Source organism: Rhodococcus sp. IEGM1428, assembly GCF_050321865.1.
Lineage (GTDB): Bacteria > Actinomycetota > Actinomycetes > Mycobacteriales > Mycobacteriaceae > Rhodococcoides.
Window position 1 is genome coordinate 970736 of sequence record NZ_JBNQFW010000001.1, and the last position, 24723, is coordinate 995458.

A 24723-nucleotide genomic window follows, 5' to 3' on the forward strand; every position below is an offset into this window, starting at 1 on the left:
TGTGCGCGTCGTGCGCAGTGACGCACCGATCGGCGGTAGCGTGGCGAGCGTGAGCTCTGTCGAACCCCCTCAGCACGTGATCTCCACGTTCGGGCTGCGTGATGTCGAGCCGGCACCCCTCGGAGCGGACTGGGACGGTGGGTGGCGTCTGGGTGACGTCGTGCTGTCTCCGGTGGCCGACCACGCCCGCGCGGCCTGGTCGGCCAAGGTACGCGAGACGTTGACGGTGGACGGAGTTCGACTCGCTCGCCCTGTGCGCTCCACCGACGGTCGGTACGTCGTGTCGGGCTGGCGCGCAGACACGTTCGTGGCCGGCGAACCCGAGCCCCGGCACGACGAGGTGGTCTCGTTGTCGTTGCGTCTGCACTCGGCGACGGCGCAACTGGAGCGTCCCCGATTCTTGGTTCAGCCACCCGTTGCACCGTGGGCGGATGTGGACGTGTTCGTCGCAGCCGACAGAGCAGCATGGGAGGCCGTCCCCCTCCGATCGGCACGCGGAGCAGGCGCACCCGAGCCGTCCTCCAACGACGGCAAGAGCAGTCTCGAGTTGGTCAAACAGCTTGCGACACTGCGTAAACCCGTCGAGTCACCGGATCAACTGGTACACGGCGACCTGTTCGGAACGGTGCTGTTCTCGGGCAGTGACGCACCCGGAATCAGCGACATCACGCCGTACTGGCGTCCGGCACCGTGGGCCGCCGGAGTAGCGGTGGTGGACGCCCTGTCCTGGGGTGACGCCGACGACGGTCTGGTGGGTCGCTGGGACGATCTACCCGAGTGGCCACAGATGTTGCTGCGCGCGTTGATGTTTCGTCTCGCTGTTCACGCGCTCCATCCGCGTTCGACGTCCGAGGCCTTTCCGGGTCTCGCACGAACAGCGGACCTGGTGCGTCTCATTCTGTAGATTCCGTTGCGCGAGCGAGTGGTTCGGACAGTTCGTGGAACAGTGATCGAGCTGCATCCGACGCACGATCGGCGTCTCCGTCGATGACGGCATGGACGAGTGCGGTGTGCTCGGCAACGTAGTCGTCGTCGTGTTCGATGGCATGGTGGCGCATGGCGTCGTGGATCACCGGCAGCAGTGAGTCGTAGAACTCCAGATAGATCGCGTTATGACTGGCTGCGACGATGGCGCGGTGCAGGCGCGCGTCGATCCGGACGGCGTCCGCCAGTGGGGTCTCGTTCGACCACGCCGCGTTGCGATCCTTCAGCGCGCCCAGCATGACTCGGATGTCCTCGTCGTCGCGTCGGTCGGCGGCGAGCGCAGCTGCAGTGACCTCCAGGGTCTGGCGGAGTTCGGTGACGTCGCGGTGCCGGGCGTCCGAGAAGTACTTACCCAGGGTGCCGCCGAGGTCGGAGCAGGTCATGACGAAGGTGCCCGACCCCTGTCTGCGCTCGACCATGCCGGCGTGCACGAGGGCTTGGACCGCTTCGCGAACGGTGTTGCGACCGGTCCCGGTGATTTCGCACAATTCCGGCTCGGTGGGGATGCGGGTGCCCACCGGCCATCTCTGCGACGTGATCTCGTCACGCAACTGTGCGGTGACCTGGGTTATCAGGCTCGATCGCTGGACCTGCCGCACGTGGGCTCCTCGGACTGTGAACGTTTCGCCGTCGATAGTAATGCTTTGCAACCGATGATCCGGTCATCCTATGATTACGCGGTGAGTGCGCCTACCGTTCCCGATACCCGCCTCCGCAGTACCTCGCTCGTGCGCGGTCGAATTCTCGTCTTCTCTGCGATCGTGCTGTCTGCGCTGACACTGCGCGCCGCCGTGACCTCGATCAGCCCGCTGTTCGGCAGGATCGGCACCGACCTTCAGTTCGGCTCCACGGTGATCGGCCTCGTCGGTATGTTGCCGCCGGCGATGTTCGCCGTGTTCGGTCTGGCGACGCCGTTTCTCGCCAAGCGCACCGGCCTCGAGCGAGCTGCGTTGCTCGCCATGACGCTCACCACCATCGGTATGGCCACTCGGGCGTTCGCGCCGAACACCGCGTCGTTGCTCGCGTTGTCCGCAATAGCCCTCGCAGGCATGGGTATCGGAAACGTCGTCATCCCGCCGTTGGTCAAGCGGTACTTCTCCGACCGCCTGGCGGTGGTGAGCACCATCTACATCTGTGCCTTGCAGGTCAGCACCATGATCCCGCCTCTACTGGCCGTTCCCGTCGCCGACGCCCACGGTTGGCGCGTGTCCATCGGCGTCTGGGCCGTCGTCGGAGTGGCCGCCACCGTGCCGTGGCTCGGTGTGGTGGTGGCACGTCGCGGCCATGACGAGAGGGATGTCTCGGCCGAGGCCGGATCCTCGGCGGTGCACGCGCCGCCGAGCGGCCGAATTCATCGATCGTCGCTGGCGTGGGGAATGGTGATGATGTTCGCGATGACGTCGCTGATCACCTACGCGATGCTGACGTGGCTGCCGACGCTTCTGATCGACGCAGGCATCGGCGAGGCGTTGGCCGGCGCGTCGGTTGCCGCGTTCGGTGCAATGGGATTGATCACCTCTCTGGCCGCCCCGACTCTGTGCGCGCGCGTGAAGAATCCGTACGGCATCGTGGTTGTCGCGGCCGCGTGCTACCTCGGTGGCTTCGCAGGACTGCACTGGTCTCCGGCTGCCGGAACCGTGGTGTGGGTGTGCCTAGTCGGCCTCGGCACCATGACCTTCCCGATGTCGCTGACGCTGATCAACCTCAGGACGCGCACCCCGGTCGGATCGTCCTCGCTGTCGGGGTTCACCCAGGGGCTGGGTTATGTGGTGTCCTCGACCGGTCCGATCCTGTTCGGTCAGCTGCACACGCTGTCCGGTGGATGGGGACTGCCGCTCGTGCTGCTGACCGGGTGCGTAGCGGTGCTGCTGGTCGGAGGATTCCTGTGCTGTCGACCGAGGATGCTCGAAGACACCTGGTGACGTTCGATGAACGTTGACGCTTCAGCTCACGTCGGAACTCGACGGCGCGTGAGACCAAGTTAATCAACGAGTCATCGCGCGCAGCGCCGCGGCAACATGGCTTTCCTATGTTCGGTTCACACACCGATCAGGAGGCCACAACGTGACCAGCCTTTCTCGCAGCGCTTCGGCAGACGCCGGCTCAGCCACCACGACGACGGTTCCGCCCGGAACAGTGCCCGTGTCCGTGAACCATCACATCGCGCACTGGAATTCCGAGGACGTCGAGGCCTGGGAGGCCGGTGGCAAGCAGATCGCCAAGCGCAATCTGATCTGGTCGGTCGTCGCCGAGCACGTAGGTTTCTCGATCTGGTCGATCTGGTCGGTGATGGTGCTGTTCATGCCGCTGTCCGTCTACGGCATCGACGCGGCCGGCAAGTTCTTCCTCGTGGCCGTGCCCACACTCGTCGGCGCAATCCTTCGGATCCCGTACACCTTCGCCACCGCCAAGTTCGGTGGGCGAAACTGGACCATCTTCAGCGCACTGGTGCTGCTGATTCCGACGGTGCTGACGATGTATTTCATGCTGAACCCGGCGTCGTACACCACCTACATCATCGTGGCGGCGTTCGCCGGCCTCGGCGGCGGCAACTTCGCATCCTCCATGACGAACATCAATGCGTTCTATCCCCAGCGCGAAAAGGGTTGGGCACTCGGTCTGAATGCAGGCGGCGGCAACATAGGCGTGCCCGTGATCCAGCTCATCGGGTTGCTCGTCATCGCCACCATCGGCAACACCGCGCCCGAGATCGTCTGCGCCGTGTATCTGGTGTTCATCGCGATCGCCGCCGTCGGTGCCGCGTTGTACATGGACAACCTCGACAACCAGAAGACCAATGGCCGCTCCATGATCGACGTGCTGAAGTTCTCCGATGCGTGGTGGGTCGCCTTCCTCTACATCGGTACGTTCGGCTCGTTCATCGGCTTCAGTTTCGCGTTCGGCCAGGTGCTGCAGATCAACTTCCTCGCCGGACTCACCGACGGGGCCCCGGCAACTCCCGCGCTTCAGGCGCAGGCTTCGCTGCAGGCTGCTCAGATCGCCTTCCTCGGTCCATTGCTGGGATCGCTGTCGCGGCCGTTCGGCGGCAAGCTCGCAGACAAGATCGGCGGCGGCAAGATCACCCTGTACACGTTCGTGGCCATGATCTTCTCCACCGGAATTCTGGTCGCGGCCAGCACCTGGGACGATTCGACGCCCGGGGCGGCGAGCGGCACGGTGATGGTGCTCTTCGTCATCGGATTCATCGCACTCTTCTTGCTCTCGGGCCTGGGCAATGGATCGGTCTACAAGATGATCCCCGCGATCTTCGCCGCGAAATCGGTTCAGCTTCAGGGCATGACGGTCGACGAGCAGCAGCACTGGTCGCGCAAGATGTCCGGCGCTCTCATCGGTATCGCCGGTGCGATCGGCGCGCTCGGCGGTGTCGGAATCAATCTGGTTCTGCGAGCGTCGTACTCGGGCACTGCGAAGTCCGCGACCACCGCGTTCTGGGTGTTCCTCGGCTTCTACATCGTGTGCGCGATCGTCACCTGGGCAATCTACCTGCGCAAGACCAGCTCTGCCGATGCCGACGCTTCGGTAGCCGTCTGACGCTCTCTGGCTGGTCGGACGAAACACTCTGCACGACAACGCAAATTCGGAAGGACCCGCAATGAAGAACGCGGTAGTGGTAGGTCACGGAATGGTCGGGCACCGGTTCGTCGAAGCGTTGCGTGCGCGCGACGAGGCGGCCGAGTGGAAGGTCACGGTCCTCTGCGAGGAAGCGTTGCCGGCGTACGACCGAGTGGGCCTGTCGTCCTACGTCGGTGCCTGGGACCACAAGGAGCTGGCGCTGGCGGGCAACGACTACCCCGGCGACACACTCGTCGAGATGCGCACCGGCGTGCGTGCCGATCGCATCGACCGTGACCACCGGACCGTCGAGACCTCCGCGGGGGACACGGTCGAGTACGACGCGCTCGTGCTCGCCACCGGGTCCTATCCGTTCGTGCCGCCGATCCCCGGGCACGATCTACCTGCCTGCTTCGTCTACCGGACCCTCGACGACCTGGACAAGATCCGAGCCCGGGCGGACGCAGCGGGCCCCGGTGCCGTGGGGGTCGTCGTCGGCGGAGGTCTGCTCGGTCTCGAAGCGGCAAACGCGCTGCAGAAGATGGGCATGACTCCGCACGTCATCGAGTTCGCCCCACGATTGATGCCGCTGCAGGTCGACGAGGGCGGAGGCGCGCTGTTGGCTCGTCTCGTCACCGAACTCGGGCTGAACGTCCATGTGGGAGTAGGCACATCGTCGATTTCCAACAACGACAGCGCCGGCTTGACGGTCGAACTGAGCGACGGCAGCACCATCGACGCCGCGCTGTTGGTGTTCTCTGCCGGTGTGCGTCCTCAGGATCGCCTGGCCCGCGAAAGTGGCCTCGAGGTAGGCGAGCGCGGCGGCATCATGGTCGACATCGGTTGCACTACTTCCGATCCCGCCGTATTCGCGATCGGCGAGTGTGCCGCGGTCGAGGGCCGATGCTACGGCCTCGTTGCCCCCGGGTACTCGACGGCAGAGGTGGTGGCCGACCGATTGCTCGGCGGCGCAGCGCAATTCCCCGGTGCCGACATGTCCACCAAACTCAAGCTCATGGGCGTCGATGTCGCGAGCTTCGGCGACGCGATGGCGGCCACTCCGGGTGCTCTCGAGGTGGTGTTCAGCGATGCACCCAAGGGAACGTACGCCAAGCTCGTCGTGACCGACGACGCGAAGACCCTCCTCGGCGGCATCCTCGTCGGCGACGCCTCGGCGTACTCGCTGCTGCGTCCGCTCGTCGGACGAGAACTACCCGGCGACCCCGGAGCCCTGATCTCACCGGCAGCCGAACAGGTCGGTATCGGTGCGCTGCCCGACGACGCCGAGATCTGCTCCTGCAACGGCGTGAGCAAGGGGGCCATCTGCTCGGCCATCGCCGACGGAGCGTGCGATCTGGCGGCCGTGAAGAGTTGCACCACCGCGGGCACCACCTGCGGCGGATGTCTGCCGTCCGTCAAGTCGTTGCTGGCCGCATCCGGGGTGGTGCTCTCGAAGTCCTTGTGCGAGCACTTCTCTCAATCCAGGGCCGAGCTGTTCGAGATCGTTCGGGCAACGAACACACGCACCTTCTCGTCGCTGATCGCCAAGTACGGCAGCGGAACCGGCTGCGACATCTGCAAGCCCGTCGTCGCGTCGATACTCGCATCGACGTCCTCCGATCACATTCTGGACGGCGAGCAGGCCTCGCTGCAGGACACCAACGATCACTTCCTGGCCAATATCCAGAAGAACGGCACGTACTCGGTGGTGCCGCGGATGCCCGGTGGTGAATGCACGCCCGAGCAGCTGATCGTCATCGGCGAGGTCGCTCGCGATTTCGGGCTCTACACCAAGGTGACGGGCGGACAGCGCATCGATATGTTCGGTGCCCGCGTCGAGCAGTTGCCTGCTATCTGGAAGCGCCTCGTCGACGCAGGCATGGAATCGGGCCAGGCATACGGGAAGTCGCTGCGCACGGTCAAGAGCTGCGTCGGCTCCAGTTGGTGCCGCTACGGTGTCCAGGATTCGGTGGGGATGGCCGTCGACCTGGAGAACCGCTATCGAGGGCTGAGGTCCCCGCACAAGATCAAGTTCGGGGTATCGGGCTGTGCGCGTGAATGCGCCGAGGCTCGTGGAAAGGACGTCGGAATCATCGCTACCGAGGGCGGTTGGAACCTGTACGTCGGCGGAAACGGCGGCCAGTCACCCAAGCACGCTCAATTGCTGGCCTCGAATCTGGACGACACCACGTTGGTCAGCTACATCGATCGGTACCTCATGTTCTACGTGCGCACCGCAGACCGACTGCAGCGCACCGCGCCGTGGCTCGAGTCGCTCGACGGGGGACTCGATCATCTCAAAGCCGTCGTGTGCGACGACTGCCTCGGTATCGGCGCAGAACTCGAAGCCGACATGGAGCGCCACGTCGCCGGCTACAAGGACGAATGGGCCGGCGTGCTCGAAGACGACGAGAAGCTCGGTCGTTTCGTCTCGTTCGTCAACGCACCGGCCGAGGCCGATCCCACCATTGCGTTCGACGACTCCGGAGCACGCAAGATCCCCGTGCTGATGGGAATGCCGCGCGTCGGTGCCTAGGACCGACCCGGCCTGACATCCGCCAGGTCACGAAACTGAGTGCATGTGCACAGGTGAGTAATCGCGACTTAACGGCCCAGAAACACTGACAACGTGGAATAGCTGACCAGGAGGTACGCCATGACTGTCATCGACTCACGTACAGCGGTACCGAACGACATTGCTCGTAGTTGGACCCCGGCCTGCACGCTGGACACGCTGATTCCGGGGCGCGGGGTAGCGGTGCTCCTGCGCGGAGGCACCCAGGCGGCGTTGTTTCTGCTCGACGACGGACGACTGTTCGCGGTGGGCAACATCGATCCGTACGGACGCGCAGCGGTGATGTCGCGCGGCCTCGTGGGTGACCGCGGTGGCGAGCCCACGGTCGCATCACCGTTGCTCAAGCAGGTCTTCTCCTTGGTCGACGGGCGCTGCCTCGACGATGCGGAGGTCGGTCTCGGATCCTTCGAGGTCTCCTGCGTCGAGGGTGTCGTGCTCGTCCGCGGCGGCTCTACGTGAGCGAAATCGCCGGGGCAGGAACGCCTCTGGCCGGGTTCACCGTCGGGATCACGGCGTCGCGTCGGGCCGAGGAATTCGCAACTCTGCTCGAGCGGCGGGGAGCAACCGTGATGCATGCCCCTGCGATCCGCATCATCCCGCTCGCGGACGATGCCGAGCTGGAACGCGTGACCGCGGCGATCATCGCGCATCCGCCCGAAATTACCGTCGCCACAACGGGAATCGGATTCCGAGGCTGGGTCGAGGCCGCAGACGGATGGGGGCAGGCAGAAGAACTCGGTGCTGCGCTCGGGGCGTCCCGGTTGCTGGCCCGCGGCCCCAAGGCAACGGGTGCGATCAGGGCCGCCGATCTCCGCGAGGAATGGTCGCCCGCCTCCGAATCCTCCGCGGAGGTACTCGAGCGTCTACTCGCCGAAGGGGTCGAGGGCAAACGTATCGCCGTGCAACTGCACGGCGCGACGACCGAGTGGGAGCCGATCCCGGACTTCTGCGAGGTACTGCGCTGTGCCGGAGCCGAAGTGGTTCCGGTGCCGGTGTATCGCTGGACGGCCCCTGACGACCAGGGTCCGATGGACCGCATGATCGAAGCCGTCGTCGTCGGCGATCTCGACGCACTCAGCTTCACCTCCGCGCCCGCGGTGGCGTCGATGCTGATGCGCGCCGACGAGAACGGGGTGCTCGAACCCCTGTTGCAATCGATGCGTATGCGGGTGCTTCCGGTGTGCGTCGGGCCGGTGACGGCAGCACCCCTCGAACAACTGAACGTGGCCACCACGCAGCCGGCGAGAGCGCGTTTGGGCGCACTGGCGCGGCATATCGCCGAGGAATTGCCGAGGCGGACCGGTCGTCTTCATGCAGGCGGACACGTGGTGAGCGTGCGCGGCCGGTGCGTCGTGGTCGACGGTGAAGTGCGACCGGTGTCGCCGGCCGGAATGGCGTTGATGAAGACGCTCGCTCGCAATCCTGGACGCGTCGTCTCCCGGGAGGACTTGCTTGCGTCCTTGCCCGGTGGCGGAGGTGACACCCACGCGGTGGAAACAGCGATGACCAGACTCCGGTCCTCTCTCGGCGCGCCGAAGGCGATCCAGACCGTGGTCAAGCGTGGGTATCGGATCGCACTCGATCACGTCGAGACCGAACCGGACTGTGACTCCGAGGAGCCCGCCGTGCACGCGCGTGTGGCCGTCGTCGAAGGAGGGAAGTACTGATGACTCCGACTCCGGTGTTGGTGGCCCACGGCACCCGAAACCCCCGTGGTGTCGAGATGATCGCCGCACTTGCCGATGCCGTGTCGACGCAGATCGGTACGACTCGCGTGGCGTTCGTCGACGTACTCGGGCCGTCCCCGGCCGAAGTGCTGCGCGGCACCCCCGGGTCGGCGGTCGTGGTTCCGGCATTCCTGGCGTCGGGCTATCACGTCCACACCGACGTACCGCGAGAAATTGCCGAAAGCGCTCATAGCTCGGTCGCGGTCACCCGTGCTCTGGGACCGGACCCCGTACTCGCGGAGGTCATGCTCGACCGGCTACGCGACACCGGTTGGCGCACAGGCGATTCGATCGTGCTCGCCGCCGCAGGGTCGTCCGACCCCCGAGCGCTGGCAGAACACGTTCGAGCAGCAGCGATGCTGGCCGAGGTCGCGGGGGTCCCGGTGCGCATCGGGTACGTCGCCACCGCTGGCCCCACCGTGTCCGAGGCGGTGTCGGCTCTGCGGGAGGAGGGACACGCACGAATCTTCGTTGCGTCGTATCTGTTGGCGCGCGGGCTCTTTCACAATCGTTTGGCCGACGCAGGTGCAGACGGCGTCGGTGAGCCGCTGGGGGTCCATCCAGCAATCGTGGATCTGGTGGTGGCCCGCTACTTCGAGGGCGTCCGATCGCTGGAGAGCGGATCGTTCAGTACGGCAACGGAAGGATGGTCACCGGTTCGTCGGCGCTGATCTCGGCCGGAACCAGTGCGAGCGCATCCCGGCCGACCAGGTGAGCCAGATGTGTGGTGCGTACCTCGCTGTCTGCCCGCCAACGCGTGCCGTCGACGGTGACGGGGACCAGGCGAGAGACTGCAGATCGAACGTCCGCGGCATTGGACAACAGGCCCATTCGTGGTGGACGCACCGTTCTGCCGGTCAACGCGTCGACGATCGCGGGTGCCGTCAGCAGTGCCGTTCCGACGGCCGCCAGGGGGTTGCCGGGTAAGCCGAGCACCACTGTGCCGTCGGGCAGCGCCGCGGTGATCTGGGAACCGCCGGGTCGGACCCGCATCCGCCCGACGATGGGCTTCGCGTCGAGCAGTGCGAGTGTCGAGCGCAGTTGATCGGCGGCACCCCCACCGGTGGCTCCGACCACGACGATGACGTCCACGTCATGCGTGCGAGTCAGGATGTCCCGAAATTCCGTCGCCGAGTCGTCGAGCAGTGTCACATCGACGACCGCGATGCCGCAGTGCGCCAGGTACTCCGGCAACACCGATCCGAGAACGTCCCGGGTCTCACCGGGGGCCAGCGGCCCGTTCGATCGAATCTCGTTGCCGCTGATCACTATTCGACCACGGACCGGACCGCGTACCGTCACGTCGAAGACTTCCGCGCTGGCGGCGAGAGACCGTACCGCCGCATCGATCGGAGTTCCCGCGGCGACCAGCTCGGTGCCCGGCAGCCAGTCCTCGCCGCACCGACGTGTGTCGTCGGACTCGGCTGTGGTCGACAGTCGACGCACCGACCCGTCCGGATCGTGTGTCACGTGCTCGTCGCGCACCACCGACGTCGCTCCAGGCGGAAGCGCAGCGCCGGTCGCGATGCGCACCGCTGTTCCGGCGGTGAGTCCGGCGACGTCGACACTTCCTGCGTACGCGATATCGGGCCGCAGCGTCCACGGCCCGGAGCCGCAGACGGCGTAACCGTCCATCGCGGAGATGTCCACTGCCGGCAACGCGGTCTGGGACACGAGGGGTTCTGCGAGGACGGTCCCGGCGCTGTCCTGCAAGGAAATTCGATGGATCGGCAGCGGTGGGAGGCGGCTTCGAATGCGCTCCAATGCGTCCGCGACCTCGAGCGTCTGCGACGGCTGCGCGGCGAGGCGAGCGGCCAGGAGGTCGGCGGGGGTGTCGCAGTCCTCGATATCGCGCAGCGCGATGACCTGATGATCGACCGGAACAATGCGACGCATCGGTGCACCGTCTACCGAATCCAGCTGTGCCACAGCGGATCGTAGCGTTGAATGCTGCCACACTCCCAGCAGGAACTGCGTGCGCCCCGCGCTGTCGCGAGCGAATACAGCATGTGCTGCGGAGTGTGCGATGGAATCGATCAGGGACCCTATCGCGGCGGAGTCGAGAAGTGGAATGTCCGCCGCGACGACGGCCACCAGATCTGCAGTGTGCTCTGAATCTGCACTGTCGTTCAGGGATCGCAGTCCCGCCGCGAGGGCCGCAACGGGCCCACCGCCGGTAGGCCACTCGCGGGTCTGGACAACGTGGTCCGCCACCCCGGCGCGTGTGGGACCCACCAGAACCGTTCTGCGGCAGCTCGATACAGCGTCCACCGCAATGTCGACCATTCGACGGCCGCCGACGGTCAAGGCCGGCTTGTCGACCTCCTGCGGCGACGTCGGGTGCTCGGGATCGGCCATCCTCGATCCGCGACCGCCGGCGAGGACGATCGCATCGCAGACCGGCGTCATGGTGCGAGCGCTGTCATGTCGGCAGGGGCACGTTCTGTAGCCGAACCTGCCCGCGTGCAATGATCTTTCCGCTGTCGGAGGCGGTGATCGTGACCAGCCACAATTGCTGAACACGGCCCTGCTGCAACGGTTCTGCGAGAACGTCGACGCGTCCGCCCTTGCTCGCGCGGAGAAAGTCGGTGCCGTTGTGCACTCCGACGGCGAACTCACCGCGATCCTTCACGGCCTCGCTGGCACCGATGCTGGCGGCGCTCTCGACAGCGGTCGTGTAGACCCCGCCGTGTACGACGCCCCACGGGGTGAAATGCTCGTCCGTCAAGTCGATGTGACCCGCCACCCGGGTGCCCGAGACCTCGTCGACGACCAGTCCGGCAGAGGCGACGAAGGTGCTCGCCTTCGACAGTGCGAACTTCGCCGCGGGGCGTGGATCGAATTGCCCGAGCCCGTCTCTGATGTTCATCCTCCGAGGTTAGTGGTCGACTCGAGCGGCGATGGGAGCGACCCGAAGTCGAATCGAATCGACTTCAGCGGCACTCTGCCGTCGCGGACTGCCACTCCTTCGCTGCGCAGCGTCTTGAGCTGCCGGGTGGCGAGGTGCGGGGCGGGCCTGCCACTGGCTCCGAGGACGCGATGCCACGGGAGGTCGGCGGAGTCGGTGCGCATGATCCATCCCACGATGCGTGGACTCGACAGGTCTGCCGCGGCCGCGATGTCTCCGTACGTGGCGACGAATCCCGAGGGAATGGACGCGACCAATGCGCGCACTCGCTCGACCTGGTCTTCGGTGATCGGGGCCATCTAGAGCACGGATCGCACCAGCTCGGCCACCTCGACCGGCTTGGCCTGGCCGACCATGTGATCACAGTCCAGCTCGACGGTGCGCAGGTTCTCACCGAGTTTCTCTCGCAGCGCGGCAAGGAATTCGTCGGTGACATAAGGGGGTTCGACGCGCATGGCCCGAACCACGATGGTCGGGACGCTCTCGGCGGGTACCACGATCGGACGAGCGAGCTCGCCCCACGTCGCAACGATCGCCGGAATCGACATACGCCACGCCACCTTTCCGCCGTCGGCGGGAACCAGGTGGTCGGCGACCTCGCGGTCGAGCAACTCGGTGGGTACGTCCGCCCACGCCCCGTGGATCTTCTCCGATCGCGCCTCGTCGGCGTCGGTGTAATCGGGGGACTTCGCGGTGGCCTCGGCCACCTCGAGCAGCTCGTCCGGCGGCAGAGCGATCGCGGGATCGAGCAGAACCAGCGCCCGCACCGCGTCCGGGAACCTCTGCGCGAGATGGACGGCCAACGCGCCGCCGTACGAATGTCCGAGCACCACGACCGGACCGCGCGCGTGGGCGTCCAGTACGGCTTTGAGAGCCGTGACCTGCGCGTCGATGTCCCAGGGCGGCGTGGCCGGGGAATAGCCGTGGCCGATCAGATCGGGAGCCAGAATTCGAGCTTCGGGCAGGTGATTCTCGGCGAGATGCCACCAGCGGGCACCATGACCGGTCACACCGTGAACGGCGAGGATTTCAGGACCGTCTGCGGGTCCGAACGTATGCAGATTCAACTCGGGCACGTCGACCACTATGCCGCATGGCGTGCCGCCGCGGATTCTGCCGGTCCGGTGCGGGTGCCTCGGTACTGAGGCGAGCGTTGTCGGTGGTCCGTGATTGCATCAGTACTCATGAGCACGGACGGCAGACACGGCGCGGCGGTCACCCTCGTCCGTGCACCCAAGGTGGCTCGGCCCGCCCGCACGTGGGTCGGCGCGGCTGCTCAGCTGTTGTCGTCACGACCGGATTCGGCGGTGGAGGCGGCGCACGGCGCACCCCGGTGGAATCCGTGGCAGATACTCGGTGGCCCTGGAACGGGAAAGACATCGCTCGTCGCCGACTACGCAGTCTCGCGCATCGTCTCCGGGGACCCGGAATCGGTTCTGGTGCTGACACAGTCCAAACGGGCGGCAACCGCGGTGCGCGAGGTGATCACCTCCGGCCTCTTCAGTGGAGACCACGCGCTGAGAGCGACACGCGAACCGTTGGTACGTACGGTGCACTCCTATGCCTTCGCGGTGCTCAGACTCCAGGCGTCTCTCTACGGCAACCCGCCACCGCGGCTGCTGACCGGTGCCGAGCAGGACGCCGTGGTGCGCGAGATGCTGCGCGGCGACCTCGAAGACGGTGCCGCGGAATGGCCAGATCGGTTGCGTCCGGCGCTCGGCACCTCGGGGTTCGTGACCGCGGTGCGGGACATGATGCTCAGGTCCGCCGAACGCGGAATCGGGCCGGAAGACCTCGTCAAACTCGGTCGCAAGCACGGCAAACCCGAGTGGGTTGCGGTCGGGCGGTTCGCCGCTCGGTACGAGCAAGCCATGTTGCTGCGCGGAGCAGTGGGCGTCGAAGCTGCGGGAGCCACGGCACCGGGGCTGGATGCCGCCGAGCTCATCGGTGCCGCGCTGATGGCGTTCGCCACCGACCCGGAACTGCTCCGCAGTGAACGTGCCCGCATCCGCCACCTCGTCGTCGACGATGCTCAGCACCTCGATCCGCAAGCAGCACAATTGGTTCGGCTGATCGGTACCGACACCGAATCGACCGTCGTCGCGGGGGACCCCGATCAGTCCGTGTTCACTTTTCGTGGTGCCGATCCCACATTCGTGGCCGACCTGGTCGAGGTGAATTCGCCACGACGAGTGGTGCTGACGCGCAATCACCGGTCCGTGCCAGAGGTTGCCGAGTTGACCGATATCGTGGCGAGGCGTCTGCCCGGGCTGGGTCGACACCGGTGTCCCGAGCCGGTGGCCGTTGCCCGATTCGGCAACCCTGCGGGGCGGGTGCACGTCGCGTCCTCGCCGGCCAAGGAAGCTGCGATCATCGCCGATGCCATGCGGCGGGCCCATCTGATCGACGGCATGCCGTGGTCCGAGATGGCCATCGTGGTGCGGTCGGTGCCGAGGACCGTTGCACCGTTGCGCCGGGCACTGCACGCAGCAGGTGTTCCGATGGTCACGCCCACCTCCGAGCTTCCGCTGCATCGCCAGCACGGGGCGGTGGGTCTACTGCTGGTACTGCGTGCGATCTCCGATCCGACCTTCGACGGTGAAGATGCACTGGCATTGCTGTCCGGGCCGATCGGCGGAGCCGATCCGGTGGGTCTGCGTCGACTGCGTCGGGGAATGAGAAGACTCGAGCTCGCATCGGGCGGTGAACGCGACTCGGCCGAACTTCTCAGGGGCGTCCTCACCGACGATTCTCGTGGAAAGACCGGATGGATCGGCGGACTGTCGGATGTGGAGTCCGCGCCACTGCGCAAAGCCCTCGGCGTGATCCGAAAGGCGAGAGCGGTTGCCCGGACGGGTCGCGGTGTCGAGGACGTGTTGTGGGCAGCCTGGCAGGCATCGGGTCTCGAACGTCGGTGGGCCGGCGCGTCCGCGTGGGGTGGCTCGGCCGGTGCCCAGGCGGACCGTGACCTCGATGCAGTGGTTGCGTTGTTCGATGCGGCGGCAGCCTATGTCGACAGACTGCCGCGGGCACAGATCGGCGGATTTCTCGATTACATTGCGCAGCAGGAGATTCCCACTCTGAACTCGCATCGCGCCACGGTTCGGGCCGACGCCGTCACCCTGCTCAGTGCGCACTCTGCTGCGGGTCGGGAATGGGAGCTCGTTGCGGTGGCCGGGGTTCAGGAAGGTTTGTGGCCGGGCCTTCGAGCGCGCGGAAGCCTCCTCGGAACCGACACCCTGGTCGACCTCGTGTCCGGAACGTTCGACGCCGGAGCAGCACTCGACGGGCGTCTGTCGAAATCGGCACCCCTGCTCGCCGAGGAGCGAACGCTGTTTCTGGTCGCGTGCAGCCGCGCTCGATCGACTCTGCTCGTCACTGCCGTCGATTCCAGTACCGGCGATGCCGACCTCGTTCGTTCCCGCTTCGTCGACGAACTGCGCGGGGTGGACGTCGACGGCGAGTCCCTCCTTCCGCTCGAAGCACCCGAGTCCGCACATCGGGTGTTGGCGCTGCCGATGCTGGTTGCCGAGCTGCGCAGTGTCGTGTGCGATCCAGTCGTTGCCGAGCAGGATCCGGACAAGCGAGCCCGAGCTGCTCGCCATCTGGCAACTCTCGCCGACGCCGGTGTCCGAGGCGCGCATCCGGACGAGTGGTTCGGGGTGGCGGGGCTCAGCACCGACGCGCCGTTGTGGCAGCTCGGAGACGGCCCGGTGCCGCTGTCTCCGTCGACGGTGGAACAACTCACCACCTGTCCGCTGCGGTGGATGCTCGAACGTCACGGCGGCAACGACGGCACCAACACCCATGCGGTCACCGGTACTCTCGTGCACACTCTCGTTCAGGCAGTGGCCGGTCGGATGCCACCGGAGCAACTTCGTCGTGCACTCGAAACAGCATGGGACGCAGTCGATCTCGGTTCGCAGTGGTACTCGCGGCATGAGCTGGATCGAACCGGGGCCATGCTGGAGACATTCGAGAGTTGGCTGCACGGCAGTCGAGGCGAGCTCACCGAGGCCGGAGTGGAAGTACAGGTCGACGGCGTCCTGGAAGCGCGGTCCGAGAACGAGCCGGCGGTCGCGTTGCGTGGACGTATCGATCGACTCGAACACGACCCGGACGGTCGGCCGGTGATCATCGACGTCAAGACGGCGAAGACCGTCATGTCGAAGGAGGACGCACGTAACCACCACCAGCTGGCCACCTATCAGGTTGCTGCTGCAGCCGGTGCGATCGAGGGCGAGCCCGCGGGCGAACCCGGCGGAGCCCGGCTGGTGTTCGTTGCCAAACCGCACAACAAGGACGGGGCGACTCAGCGCGTACAGGAGGTTCCGACGCCGGAGAAACTCGAGGAGTGGCGGGACACCGTGCACCAGGCAGCGTCGGCCACGCAGGGGCCGACATTCGAGGCGCGCGTGAACGACGGCTGCAGGCACTGCCCGGTCAAGTCCAGCTGCCCGGCACACGAGACCGGCAGGCAGGTGACCGAGCAGTGACGACACCGACGAAGAAACGGACCGGTTCGGTGCGGGTGTCGCCGATCGAGCTCGCCCGGGCACTGGGCCAGAAGCATCCGCCGACCGACGAGCAGGCTGCGGTGATCGCGGCCCCGCCCGGCCCGATGCTCGTGGTGGCAGGAGCGGGGGCGGGCAAGACCGAGACGATGGCCGCCCGTGTGGTGTGGATGGTGGCCAACGGTTTCGTCGACCCGGACCAGGTGCTCGGCCTGACCTTCACGCGAAAGGCCGCGCAGCAGTTGACGTCTCGGATCAGGGCGCGGCTGGCTCGGCTGGCCGGATCCGATCTGGTGCGCGCACTCGATCCCAGTCTGGCACTGCGGGAACGGATTCTCGGTGCCGAGCCCGAAGTGAGCACGTATCACTCCTACGCAGGCCGACTGCTCACCGAGCACGGATTGCTGCTGCCGATCGAACCGTCCGCGACACTGCTCTCGGAAACCGAACTGTGGCAGCTGGCGCACCGCGTCGTCAGCACCTGGGACGGCGACCTGGACACCGACCGAAACCCCACGTCGGTGACCGAGGCGGTATTGGCGCTCTCGGGCCAGTTGGCCGAGCATCTCGTCGATCCCGATGAGCTGCGGCAGGCACACGTGGAGTTGGAGAAACTGGTACACACGCTCGGGCCGGGCCCGCGACAACGCGGCGGCCCCACCAAAGAGTTGCTGAACATCCTCGACGCGCAGCATCAACGAATCGGGTTGTTGCCGTTGGTGGAACGGCTGGGCCAGACTCTGCGCCGGGAGGGAGCACTGGATTTCGGCTCGCAGATGTCGATGGCGGCGCGGGTCGCGGCCGACCATGCGGAGGTGGGAACAGCCGAACGGCAACGTTTTCGGCTGGTACTGCTCGACGAATACCAAGACACCGGGCACGCTCAACGCGTCCTGCTGTCGTCACTGTTCGGATCGGGCGGCGACCCCACGTTGGCGCTGACGGCGGTCGGCGATCCGATGCAATCGATCTACGGCTGGCGCGGTGCCTCGGCAGCGAGCCTGCCACGGTTCGCCACCGACTTTCCGCAGGCCGACGGTGGCCCGGCCCCTCGACTGGAACTACTCACCAGCTGGCGGAATCCGCCCGAAGCGCTGACTCTGGCGAACCTGATCACCGATCCACTGCGCCGCGTCGGTGTTCCGGTCCCGACTCTGCGGGCCCGTCCGGGAGCTGTTCCCGGAGACGTCCGAATTGCCGTCACCGAGACCGTTCTGGGCGAACGCGAGTGGATTGCCGACCGGATCGCGGGGGAGTACCGCTCGGCCCTCGTGCAGGATCGGCCGCCGCCCACCGCTGCAGTTCTGGTGCGACGCAACGCCGATGCCGAACCCATCGCAGAGGTACTGCGCAGCCGTGGGTTGCCGGTGGAGGTCGTCGGGCTCGGTGGATTGCTGCACGTTCCCGAGGTGGCAGACATCATCGCGATGCTGCGACTGGTCGCCGACCCGACTGCCGGCAGTTCCGCGATGCGCATCCTCACCGGTTCTCGGTGGCAGATCGGCCCGACGGATCTGCGGGCACTCTCCCAGCGCGCCCGAGAACTCGAGATCCGCAGCGGGTACGGCACCGCGGGTCGGGTCGACGACCCCGAGACGCTGGAGGCCGCACTCGGCCGCGCACTTCCCGGCGAGCAGTCCGAGCAGGCGGGACTGGCAGACGCCATTGCCGATCCTGGTCCGGCCGAGCGATACTCGGAGGCCGGCTACCGGCGGATCGTCGCCCTCGCGGGTGAACTACACCTGCTGCGCGATCGAATCGGGCAACCGCTGACGGAATTGGTCGGCGACATCGAGCGGATCATGAACATCGGCGTCGAAGCGCAAGCCCGCACACCGATCGGTACCGACGGGGCAGTCGGCCGCGAACATCTGGATGCATTCGCCCACGTGGTGGCTGACTACGCCGACAATCCCACCGCCACGGTGACCGGATTCCTGTCGTTCCTCGCTGCTGCGGAGACGGTCGAGGACGGCCTCGCACCAGGCGAGGTCGACGTCGCCCCACATCGAGTTCAGGTGCTCACTGTCCACTCCGCGAAGGGCCTCGAATGGGAGGTCGTGGCCGTGCCGCACGTAGCGAAAGGCGTGTTCCCGTCCTCGAACGCGTCCTCGACGTGGCTCGGAGCCATGGCCGAATTGCCGCCGTCGCTGCGCGGTGATCGCGCACTGGACGGTGAGGGCTCGGAGGGCGTTCCGGTTCTCGAACTCGACCAGCTGTACAACCGGAAGGATCTGGAGGATGCAGTGAAGAACCACAAGGATGCGCTGGCCCGGCGCCGGCTCGCCGAGGATCGGCGACTGTTCTACGTGGCTCTGACCCGAACCGAACGGGTGCTGTTGGTGTCCGCGCACCACTGGGACCAGACGTCGACGAAGTCGCGTGGGCCGTCGGAGTTTCTCGACGAATTGCACAGTCAGGTCAGCGGATCCGCCGACGCCGCGGCTGTGATCGAGCAGTGGGTCCCGGCTCCGGAGGACGGAGTGCAGAACCCACTCGGAGCTGTGCCGCACACGGCGTCCTGGCCGCGAGACCCGCTCGGACCCAGACGTGGCGCGGTCGAGAGCGGTGCGCGCGAGGTACTACGCGCACTGGCAGATGGTGATGCGGCGCAGCGCAATTCGAGTGAGAACACGGACGACCCAACCCTGACCGACCCGGAGAACTGGGCTGCCGATGTCGAGACCCTGCTGGCAGAGCGGGCAGCGAGGTCGGTCGCGGGAGTCGACGTGGCACTACCGGGCAACCTGTCGGTGACGCAGTTGGTGGACCTGGCCGCAGATCCCGATGGCCTGGCATCGCGACTGCGCAGGCCGTTGCCGTTTCCTCCGAACCCATTGGCGCGCAGAGGAACTGCATTTCACGCCTGGGTCGAGCGGCGGTTCGGTGCAACCCGGTTGCTCGACCTCGACGAGTTGCCGGGCTCGGCCGATACCGGTGCGTCGGCCGACGTCGACCTGGAAACGTTGCAGCAGGCGTTTCTGGACTCGGAATGGTCGCTGCGCAGCCCCGTCGAGGTGGAGGTCCCGTTCGAGACGTCCGTGGCGGGCACGGTGCTGCGCGGTCGAATCGACGCCGTGTTCGCCGACCCCGACGGCGGCTGGACCGTCGTCGACTGGAAAACCGGTGCAGAGCCGACGGCGACGGAACAGCAGGCAGTGGCGATGCAACTCGCGGCCTACCGATTGGCGTGGGCCGAGCTGATGTCGATCGGGCAGGCCGAACCGGTTTCGCTGGACCGCGTACGCGCGGCGTTTCACTATGTCCGCAGCGGCCACACCATCTCGCCCGAGAACCTTCCGGACGCAGCAGCTTTGGCCGAACTTCTCGAGGGTTCGGCCGTATCGACGCCGATCGACGCTACTGCGCGTTCCGACGAGCCTTCAGAGCCTCGGTGACCAGCGGGATCTGCAGTGGCAGACGGGCGATCATGGCTGCTTTGAGCGCCGGTGAAGTCTTGGAGCTCTGCACGTACTTCCATGCGAGGTTGATGTTGGCGGGGAAGACGGCAACGAACAGAGCGGCCGCGAGTGCGCCGCCCAGGCGGCGGGTGCGAGGCGTGGCAAGTGTTGCGGCCACCGCGAGCTCGGCGACTCCCGATACCTGGGTGTACGTGCGAGCCGAGCCCGGCAATGCCGTCGGAACCTGCGCGTCGAAGAACGTCGGGGTGACGAAATGGAGAATGCCGGCTCCGGTGAGCAGTCCGGCGAGGCGCAGTGCGGCTGCCTGACTTGGTCGCTGTGTCATGCACTTACCGTGCCACATCCCGAGTCGTCGGCACAGATTCGTTGCATGGGGTTACGCTGCGTGCCGTGAATGATCTCGACTTCTGCGCACACTTGGGCGGGCCACGTGGCAGGTAGGTTGCGCGCGCACCTGAGCGACAGTGGTGCGCTGACCGACAAGCCCGACTTCGCGCTGGTCGGAGTGCTCCGAGTCCCGGAGCTGGAATCGAGTCCGTGGAGCGCGATCTACAAACGGGTACTGATGGCGCTCGGCATCCTGTTTCTCGCAGCGTTCGTCGTGTACCTCGACCGTGACGGTTACAGCGACAACCAGAACGGCGAACTGTCCTTCCTGGACGCGTTCTACTACGCGACGGTATCGCTGTCGACGACGGGATACGGTGACATCGCGCCGATGAGCCCGTCGGCGCGGCTGGTCAATATTCTTGTCATCACACCACTTCGGGTCCTGTTCCTCATTCTGCTGGTCGGAACGACGCTGTCGGTACTCACCGAGCGGTCCAGGCAAGCATTCAAAATTCAGCGATGGAGACGCAGCGTGCGCAATCACACCGTGGTCATCGGTTTCGGCACCAAGGGCCGAACCGCAGTCGACGCGATGCTCGGAGACGGCGTACCGGCGTCCGACATCGTCGTTGTCGACACCGATCAGACGGTGCTCGATGCCGCGTCGGCCCTGGGCTTGGTCACCGTCCACGGCTCGGCGACCAAGTCCGACGTGCTCAGACTCACCGGAGCCCAGCATGCGTCGGCCATCATCGTGGCGACCAACCGAGACGACACCGCCGTGCTGGTGACTCTGACCGCCCGCGAGATCGCTCCCAAGGCCAAGATCGTCGCGGCCATCAGGGAAGCGGAGAACACCCACCTGCTGCGTCAGTCCGGTGCAGATTCGGTGGTCGTTTCCTCCGAAACCGCGGGCCGGCTGCTCGGCATCGCCACCTCCACACCGTCCGTGGTGGAGATGATCGAGGACTTGTTGACGCCGGAGGCAGGCTTCGCGATCGCCGAGCGTGAAGTCGAGCGCGACGAGGTGGGCGGCTCGCCGCGGCACCTCACCGACATCGTGCTCGGAGTCGTGCGGGGCGGCAAACTCTTCCGGGTCGGCACCCCGGAAGTCGATGCCGTCGAGGCGTCCGATCGCCTGCTGTACATCCGTCGTGTGGGTGAGTAACGAAGTCCGAGTAGGGTTCCGAGCGTGCCGAAATTCCACCTCGCTCACCCACCTCGCCTCTCCCGGTCGCCGCTGAACAGGGCCGAGGAATTACGCCGAGACACCGCCGCACTCGCAGCAGGCTGGTCGACCGGCCGACTGCTGAACGTGGACGGCAGAGGCAGATTCGGCGTGGACGAGGACGGCTTGATCCTCACTCCCGCCGTCGATGTTGCACCGGAACCCACCGCTGATGCGGTCTTTCTCGGAATCCACGGGGACCGGCACGTATGGACCAGGCGGGTGGAGATCCTGGAGGGCACGCTCGGCGACCTGCGTACCGACGGTGATCGCCTGGACAGCACTGCACTGTCGATGGTGACCGGTGCGCTGGCGATCCTCAATTGGCATGCGAGCGCGCAGTTCAGCTCGCTCGACGGCGCTCCGTCGGTTCCGTCGAACGCGGGGTGGTCTCGCACCAGTACGTCCACCGGCCACGAGGAATTTCCCCGCACCGATCCCGCAGTGATCTGTCTGGTCCACGACGGCGGCGACAGAGTGCTGCTGGCACGCGCACCGGCCTGGCCCGAGCGGCGATTCTCGGTTCTGGCGGGTTTCGTCGAGGCCGGCGAATCCCTGGAAACGTGTGTGGCACGGGAGATCAAGGAAGAAGTGGGCCTCGACGTCTCCGACATCGACTACCTGGGTAGCCAGCCGTGGCCGTTCCCGCGTTCGGTGATGATCGGGTTCTCGGCTGTCGCCGACCCGGAGCAGCCGTTGCTTTTCCAGGACGGCGAGATCGCCGAAGCCCACTGGTTCGATCGAGCCGAGGTTGTCGCGGCGCTGGAGCTGGGCGACTGGGGGTCGGACTCGACCTCCCGATTGCTGCTCCCCGGTTCGATCTCGATCGCGCGCGGAATGCTCGAAGCGTGGGCGGCCACGGCCTGACGCTGGATCAGAGCGACAGCGCGCGCTTGACCTCGGCCAGACCGGGATTGGTTGCAGTCGAGCCGTCGGCGAAGAGGACGGTCGGCACCACGTGGTTGCCGTTGTTGACGCTTCCGACGAAGTCGGCGGCTTCCGGGTTCTGCTCGATGTCGATCTCGGCGTATGTGATTCCCGCCTCGTCGAGCTGGGTCTTGAGTCGGCGGCAGTAACCGCACCACGTAGTGGAGTAGACGGTGAGTGCGGCTGGGGTCTGCGGAGTGTTCTCGGTAGTGGTCACGACAAGAGTCAACAGGAGCACCGACGCCATTGTTCCGGCAGGTTCAGGCCCGGGCGGAACTGTCGGTGCGCACTGACACAATGGTCCACATGGGTGACGACGCGATGACCACCGGACTGGATCCGGAGCAATCCGCGGCCGTACTGGCTCCTCGTGGCCCGGTGTGCGTCCTCGCCGGTGCCGGCACGGGCAAGACCCGCACGATCACTCGACGTATCGCGCACCTCGTCTCGGCGGGGCATGTGTCCTCGGGGCAGGTACTGGCGGTGACGTTCACCGCTCGCGCTGCCGGCGAGATGCGCGGCCGCCTGCGCGAGCTCGGGGTTGGAGGAGACGGACCTCCCGTGCAGGCCCGTACGTTCCACGCCGCGGCGATGCGGCAACTCAAATACTTCTGGCCGCAGGTCGTCGGAGACACCGGCTGGCAGCTACTCGATCGCAAGTTCACCGTTGTTTCGCAGGCGGCCAATCGCGCCGGAGTGTCGACCTCGACCGACGCGATCCGCGATCTCGCGGGTGAGATCGAGTGGGCCAAAGGATCGTTGATCGCACCCGAGGACTACCCGCGTATCGCAGCGAGCAATCGCCGCGACGTTCCGATGGACGCCGCCAAGGTCGCTGCCGTCTACGCCGGGTACGAGGAGCTCAAGTCTCGAGGCGGTGACGGCATGTTGCTCGATTTCGACGACCTCCTCCTGCACACGGCCGCAGCGTTGGAAGAGCACTCGTCGGTGGCCGACGAGTTCCGCGAGCGGTACCGCTGCTTCGTCGTCGACGAATACCAGGACGTGACACCGCTGCAACAACGTGTGCTCGACGCCTGGGTGGGCGATCGCGACGATCTCACCGTCGTCGGCGACGCGAATCAGACGATCTATTCGTTCACCGGCGCATCCCCTCGATATCTGCTCGACTTCTCTCGCAAGTACCCCGAGGCCACCGTGGTTCGGCTCGAACGTGACTACCGGTCGACGCCGGAGGTGGTGTCGCTGGCGAATCGTGTCATCGGAGCCGCTCGCGGACGTATTGCCGGTACCCGGCTGCAATTGATCGGTCAGCGGGAGTCAGGGCCCGAGCCGGAGTTCTTCGAGTACGACGACGAGCCGGCGGAGGCCGACGGTGTGGCGCGGGCGGTCAAGAGGTTGATCTCCAAAGGGGTCGAGCCGGCCGAGATCGCGATTCTGTACCGCATCAACGCTCAGTCCGAGGCACACGAGCAGGCATTGACCGAAATGAAGATTCCGTATCAGGTGCGCGGCGGGGAAGGCTTCTTCACCAGACCCGAGGTGCGGCAGGGCGTCAACGCCCTGCGGCAGGCGGCCGGTCGGGACGATCTGCCCGACGGCGCGCAGTCCGGCGACGGTCTGACGGCTCTGGTGCGTGCCGTGCTCGCGCCGCTGGGCCTGACGGCAACCGAGCCGACCGGTGCGCAGGCCCGCGAGAAGTGGGCCTCGTTGGGCGGCCTGGTGCAACTCACCGAAGAACTTCTCGTTCACGAGCCGGACCTGACCCTGGAGAAACTGCTGGGGGAGCTCGCGGCACGTGCCGAAGCGCGGCATCCTCCGACGGTGCAGGGTGTGACGCTGGCGTCCTTGCACGCGGCGAAGGGGCTGGAATGGGACGCGGTGTTCATCGTCGGCCTCGCCGACGGGACTCTGCCGATCTCGCACGCGATCGGTAACGACCCCAGCGCCAACAACGAGGCCGCGATCGAGGAGGAGCGCAGACTGCTCTACGTCGGTGTCACGCGCGCCCGAGTCCACCTGCATCTGTCCTGGGCGCTCGCCCGCAACGAGGGTGGGCGCAAGTCCCGCCGGCGGTCCAGGTTTCTCATCGGTCTCGTGCCCGAGGATTCGCCCGCCTCACGCATCGCGGCCCCCGCTGCCAAGAAATCCGGACCCAAGTGCCGGTTGTGCGGAAAGCCGTTGATCGGGACGTCCGCGACCATGCTCGGTCGATGCGAGAGCTGCCCGTCGAACGTCGACATCGCCCTGCTGGACGCCCTGAAGTCGTGGCGACTGGACAAATCCCGTGAATTGAAAGTGCCGGCGTATGTGGTCTTCAGCGACAACACGCTCACTGCCATCGCCGAGCAGCAGCCGCAGGACGAGCGGGGACTCGTCGCCATCCCCGGAATCGGAGCCAAGAAGTTGGAGCGGTTCGGCGAAGACGTGCTCGCAGTCGTGCGCGCAACGGACAGCTGACCGGGCGGGTAGAAATCGCCGAGAAACTGCTGGTCAAAAATAACTTGTGCAGATATCGGCAGGGGGCTTAGTCTGTTTCACGTGCCGCGGGAGATCGCGCACTGTCCAATCCGC

At 66.3% G+C, this 24723-nt stretch carries 19 protein-coding genes; 12 read left to right on the plus strand and 7 right to left on the minus strand.

Annotated elements, in window-relative coordinates; genetic code table 11:
- Window positions 1-49: 49 nt before the first annotated feature.
- Window positions 50-904: a TIGR02569 family protein gene (locus ACQR3T_RS04500; RefSeq protein WP_032378142.1), complete on the plus strand. Its 855-nt coding sequence runs from the start codon at window positions 50-52 to the stop codon at window positions 902-904.
- On the opposite strand, the gene ACQR3T_RS04505 is transcribed toward ACQR3T_RS04500, so the two are convergent.
- Window positions 894-1583 carry a FadR/GntR family transcriptional regulator gene (locus ACQR3T_RS04505; protein WP_032376920.1) on the minus strand — a complete coding sequence of 230 codons (690 nt, stop codon included), beginning with the start codon at window positions 1581-1583 and terminating at the stop codon, window positions 894-896. The genes ACQR3T_RS04500 and ACQR3T_RS04505 overlap by 11 nt on opposite strands.
- Window positions 1584-1637: 54 nt before the next feature.
- Here ACQR3T_RS04505 and ACQR3T_RS04510 point away from each other — a divergent pair, with 54 nt between their 5' ends.
- The 6 genes from ACQR3T_RS04510 to ACQR3T_RS04535 all read left to right on the plus strand — a co-directional run bounded on the left by ACQR3T_RS04510 (window position 1638) and on the right by ACQR3T_RS04535 (window position 9530).
- Window positions 1638-2906 carry a CynX/NimT family MFS transporter gene (locus ACQR3T_RS04510; RefSeq protein ID WP_428692641.1) on the plus strand — a complete coding sequence of 423 codons (1269 nt, stop codon included), beginning with the start codon at window positions 1638-1640 and terminating at the stop codon, window positions 2904-2906.
- Window positions 2907-3120: 214 nt separating this feature from the next.
- Window positions 3121-4536, plus strand: a complete 1416-nt coding sequence (locus ACQR3T_RS04515; protein WP_428693052.1) for a nitrate/nitrite transporter — start codon at window positions 3121-3123, stop codon at window positions 4534-4536.
- Between the two features lie 61 nt (window positions 4537-4597).
- Window positions 4598-7093: a nitrite reductase large subunit NirB gene (nirB, locus tag ACQR3T_RS04520; RefSeq protein ID WP_428692642.1), complete on the plus strand. Its 2496-nt coding sequence runs from the start codon at window positions 4598-4600 to the stop codon at window positions 7091-7093.
- 120 nt (window positions 7094-7213) lie between these two features.
- Window positions 7214-7591, plus strand: coding sequence for a nitrite reductase small subunit NirD (gene nirD, locus ACQR3T_RS04525; protein WP_032376922.1), 378 nt, complete (start codon window positions 7214-7216; stop codon window positions 7589-7591).
- Window positions 7588-8799, plus strand: a complete 1212-nt coding sequence (locus ACQR3T_RS04530; protein ID WP_428692643.1) for a uroporphyrinogen-III synthase — start codon at window positions 7588-7590, stop codon at window positions 8797-8799. The genes nirD and ACQR3T_RS04530 overlap by 4 nt, the downstream gene beginning before the upstream one ends.
- Window positions 8799-9530: a sirohydrochlorin chelatase gene (locus ACQR3T_RS04535; RefSeq protein ID WP_428692644.1), complete on the plus strand. Its 732-nt coding sequence runs from the start codon at window positions 8799-8801 to the stop codon at window positions 9528-9530. The genes ACQR3T_RS04530 and ACQR3T_RS04535 overlap by 1 nt, the downstream gene beginning before the upstream one ends.
- Here the strand turns inward: ACQR3T_RS04535 and ACQR3T_RS04540 are convergent.
- The 4 genes from ACQR3T_RS04540 to ACQR3T_RS04555 are packed head-to-tail and all read right to left on the minus strand — an operon-like array spanning window position 9487 to window position 12843.
- Window positions 9487-11268, minus strand: a complete 1782-nt coding sequence (locus ACQR3T_RS04540; RefSeq protein WP_428692645.1) for an NTP transferase domain-containing protein — start codon at window positions 11266-11268, stop codon at window positions 9487-9489. The genes ACQR3T_RS04535 and ACQR3T_RS04540 overlap by 44 nt on opposite strands.
- 13 nt (window positions 11269-11281) lie before the next feature.
- On the minus strand, window positions 11282-11728 hold the full coding sequence (locus tag ACQR3T_RS04545) for a PaaI family thioesterase (RefSeq protein WP_428692646.1): 447 nt from the start codon (window positions 11726-11728) through the stop codon (window positions 11282-11284).
- The gene (locus tag ACQR3T_RS04550; protein WP_428692647.1) at window positions 11725-12066 is read right to left on the minus strand and encodes an MGMT family protein; all 342 of its coding nucleotides are present in this window, start codon (window positions 12064-12066) and stop codon (window positions 11725-11727) included. The genes ACQR3T_RS04545 and ACQR3T_RS04550 overlap by 4 nt, the downstream gene beginning before the upstream one ends.
- The gene (locus ACQR3T_RS04555; RefSeq protein WP_428692648.1) at window positions 12067-12843 is read right to left on the minus strand and encodes an alpha/beta hydrolase; all 777 of its coding nucleotides are present in this window, start codon (window positions 12841-12843) and stop codon (window positions 12067-12069) included.
- Between the two features lie 108 nt (window positions 12844-12951).
- Between ACQR3T_RS04555 and ACQR3T_RS04560 the strand changes: the two genes are divergently transcribed.
- Window positions 12952-16263, plus strand: coding sequence for an ATP-dependent helicase (locus ACQR3T_RS04560; protein WP_428692649.1), 3312 nt, complete (start codon window positions 12952-12954; stop codon window positions 16261-16263).
- Window positions 16260-19679 (plus strand): ATP-dependent helicase, encoded by a 3420-nt coding sequence (locus tag ACQR3T_RS04565; RefSeq protein WP_428692650.1) that lies wholly within the window; start codon window positions 16260-16262, stop codon window positions 19677-19679. The genes ACQR3T_RS04560 and ACQR3T_RS04565 overlap by 4 nt, the downstream gene beginning before the upstream one ends.
- On the opposite strand, the gene ACQR3T_RS04570 is transcribed toward ACQR3T_RS04565, so the two are convergent.
- Window positions 19642-20028, minus strand: coding sequence for a DoxX family protein (locus tag ACQR3T_RS04570; protein WP_032378148.1), 387 nt, complete (start codon window positions 20026-20028; stop codon window positions 19642-19644). The genes ACQR3T_RS04565 and ACQR3T_RS04570 overlap by 38 nt on opposite strands.
- Before the next feature lie 105 nt (window positions 20029-20133).
- On the opposite strand from ACQR3T_RS04570, the gene ACQR3T_RS04575 reads away from it, so the two are divergent.
- Both ACQR3T_RS04575 and nudC read left to right on the plus strand, forming a co-directional pair.
- Window positions 20134-21201, plus strand: a complete 1068-nt coding sequence (locus tag ACQR3T_RS04575; protein WP_428693053.1) for a potassium channel family protein — start codon at window positions 20134-20136, stop codon at window positions 21199-21201.
- Window positions 21202-21225: 24 nt separating this feature from the next.
- Window positions 21226-22128, plus strand: a complete 903-nt coding sequence (gene nudC / locus ACQR3T_RS04580; protein ID WP_428692651.1) for an NAD(+) diphosphatase — start codon at window positions 21226-21228, stop codon at window positions 22126-22128.
- 7 nt (window positions 22129-22135) lie between these two features.
- Here the strand turns inward: nudC and ACQR3T_RS04585 are convergent, their stop codons facing one another.
- Window positions 22136-22435: a mycoredoxin gene (locus ACQR3T_RS04585; protein ID WP_052065126.1), complete on the minus strand. Its 300-nt coding sequence runs from the start codon at window positions 22433-22435 to the stop codon at window positions 22136-22138.
- A gap of 59 nt (window positions 22436-22494) precedes the next feature.
- Here ACQR3T_RS04585 and ACQR3T_RS04590 point away from each other — a divergent pair, with 59 nt between their 5' ends.
- Window positions 22495-24609: an ATP-dependent DNA helicase UvrD2 gene (locus ACQR3T_RS04590; RefSeq protein ID WP_428692652.1), complete on the plus strand. Its 2115-nt coding sequence runs from the start codon at window positions 22495-22497 to the stop codon at window positions 24607-24609.
- Window positions 24610-24723: the final 114 nt, after the last annotated feature.

Bases quoted from the DNA above. Each gene is read 5' to 3' on its own strand.
- ACQR3T_RS04510 (WP_428692641.1), top strand. From the start codon at position 1,638: ATGATCCGGTCATCCTATGATTACGCGGTGAGTGCGCCTACCGTTCCC.
- nirB (WP_428692642.1), top strand. From the start codon at position 4,598: ATGAAGAACGCGGTAGTGGTAGGTCACGGAATGGTCGGGCACCGGTTC.
- nirD (WP_032376922.1), top strand. From the start codon at position 7,214: ATGACTGTCATCGACTCACGTACAGCGGTACCGAACGACATTGCTCGT.
- ACQR3T_RS04535 (WP_428692644.1), top strand. From the start codon at position 8,799: ATGACTCCGACTCCGGTGTTGGTGGCCCACGGCACCCGAAACCCCCGT.
- ACQR3T_RS04540 (WP_428692645.1), bottom strand. From the start codon at position 11,268: ATGACGCCGGTCTGCGATGCGATCGTCCTCGCCGGCGGTCGCGGATCG.
- ACQR3T_RS04545 (WP_428692646.1), bottom strand. From the start codon at position 11,728: ATGAACATCAGAGACGGGCTCGGGCAATTCGATCCACGCCCCGCGGCG.
- ACQR3T_RS04550 (WP_428692647.1), bottom strand. From the start codon at position 12,066: ATGGCCCCGATCACCGAAGACCAGGTCGAGCGAGTGCGCGCATTGGTC.
- ACQR3T_RS04560 (WP_428692649.1), top strand. From the start codon at position 12,952: ATGAGCACGGACGGCAGACACGGCGCGGCGGTCACCCTCGTCCGTGCA.
- ACQR3T_RS04570 (WP_032378148.1), bottom strand. From the start codon at position 20,028: ATGACACAGCGACCAAGTCAGGCAGCCGCACTGCGCCTCGCCGGACTG.
- ACQR3T_RS04585 (WP_052065126.1), bottom strand. From the start codon at position 22,435: ATGGCGTCGGTGCTCCTGTTGACTCTTGTCGTGACCACTACCGAGAAC.
- ACQR3T_RS04590 (WP_428692652.1), top strand. From the start codon at position 22,495: ATGGGTGACGACGCGATGACCACCGGACTGGATCCGGAGCAATCCGCG.